The 2,086-nt window shown below is 41.3% G+C and carries 1 protein-coding gene; it reads left to right on the forward strand.

Annotated elements, in window-relative coordinates:
* The first annotated feature begins 497 nt into the window (after positions 1-497).
* On the forward strand, positions 498-1,586 hold the full coding sequence (locus tag BM122_RS21115; protein WP_256212271.1) for an OBAP family protein: 1,089 nt from the start codon (positions 498-500) through the stop codon (positions 1,584-1,586).
* Positions 1,587-2,086: the final 500 nt, after the last annotated feature.

The following is a 2,086-nucleotide window of genomic DNA, read 5'->3' on the forward strand; positions in this document are numbered from 1 at the left end:
CTCTGCATTAGCGTTAGGAATGTTTTTAATAATTTTATTTCCTAAAGCGCTGGAAATGATGAAGAACAGCCCTAAAGCTACCTCTTCGGATTGGAGGACTTTTATCGTTCCTATAATAGTAATTGTTTTGTTTATCATGTTTTTAATTAAGTTAGTTTAATTCAAGTTTTTATTGGTACAAACTTTGGGCTATAGGAAGATATGATGGCGCATAGATTTTAAACTCTTGCGAAGTAAAAGTTACTTAACCCGCAGTCATATGAACGAGCCTCTTTACCAGCGATAGCATGTATCATTATATGGTAAACACTCCTCACTTCTTTGCTGCTCCCGTTTGTGTGCCACCGTACAGACTGGGTGAATAGCATAGGTACAATAGAGGCTTGTCTTTATTCTTCTTAAAGCTGAAGGCCTAACTAAAGAAGCTCTGCTATCAGTGACACTACCGGACCGAAAATGCAAGTGTACATTGGAATTCATATAGATATGAAGGCCCGGTGCCGCGTAATAATCGAACTTATGAAAGTAGTGCTGCGTTACGATTCAATGACGAGGGTAACCACGAATTGGATTTCGATACTGAATATCTTCGAACCCTTATCCGGCAAGCTGACTTCCTCATACTGGCAATTAATATTCGTGAGCGGGAAACAGGGAAGTTATTTGCTCGGCATTACGTTATTCAGCAGTTAGGTTCTCCATTGAAGATAGGGATATTAGGCATTGCTTATCCTAATACGCCATTCACCACGATACCTAAAAGGACCATGATGAACAGATTTAGCAAAACCTCTGCCGTCACTGCACTTCTCCTAGCATTACCCATTGGCGTTCCAGTACCGCTGGCATTAGCAGAAAAAGCAACCCAACCAGAAACAGTACCACCCGGTGAGTCTAAATCAGCAAAAACAAAAATGCTAGAAGCCGGTGCTAGGCTTTTACAAAGCAATAATCCTCTAAAGGAGTTTGACGTCTACCTCGTGGGTTTTCATCCCATGAAGGATCATCCGGAAAACCAGATGGAGTCCCATCATTACTGTTACCAGGTTAATGAAGATTTTGCCCAGTGTGTGTTATTCGATGATAATACCAAAGATGCCAACCTGAATGGTATCGAATATATTATTTCCGAAAAGCTTTTCGCTCTCCTACCCGAAGAAGAGAAAAAATACTGGCATCCTCACAATGGCGAAATTCTGTCCGGACAACTGATCGCACCTAATATTCCCGACATTGCCGAAAAAGTATTGATGAAGGAAAAAATGAACAGTTATGGTAAAACTTGGCACGTCTGGAACACAGGCTTTCATGAAGGCAAGCCAGCCGACCTGCTCCCTTTGGGGGATCCAATGCTTGGCTGGTCATTTAACCGTGATGGCGAAGCCATGCCTGGTCTCGTCGAAGAACGTGACAGGAAGATGGATATCAATACAATGGAAACACGAAGAAAGCGGGATGATTTGCATAAGTTTGCGAATCCTCAATCAGGTGTCGATGACCTGAAGGGCAAGTTCGGACGTCCATTTCAGGATATTCCAGGGGTAGTGGATAAAAAAAGCATAAATAATCAAAGCGGCGGAAAATAGCTACAGGATATTGAAAGTTAGGAAGAATCATTTTCGCAAAATTGGGGTCATCACAGAACTCGGATCAGGCCGCGAATCAAGAAAAATAAGTATATACTCCAAGCCATGTTAAGGCCGCTCTTTTTAGGATTTCCAAATGCGCTTTATCATGTAACATCGCGTGGAGATCGTATCAAAAACACTTATAAGATGATGACCGGCTAAGGTTTGTAGAAACGTTAAAATGGTTGCTGTTGATTACAACAGGTTTTGTCATGACTATTTGTTTGTTGGATTACTATTATCATCTCATCAACGGAACACTTGACGGCAATTTGTCATAGAAGGCATGCATTATTAACCTGAAATAGGATCGAATTTGAAAGGTCAGATTTATTTAGGGAGGAAGCTTTCATAATTGAAATGCTTGAATTCAAGTAATAAGTGCATAACCCACCAATCTTTCGGCATCTGTTCCTGACAATTCTCGGAACACCTCGTAAGGCGTCCTAAACCCCAGG

The sequence above is a fragment of the Nitrosomonas communis genome, assembly GCF_900114745.1.
Taxonomy (GTDB): domain Bacteria; phylum Pseudomonadota; class Gammaproteobacteria; order Burkholderiales; family Nitrosomonadaceae; genus Nitrosomonas; species Nitrosomonas communis_A.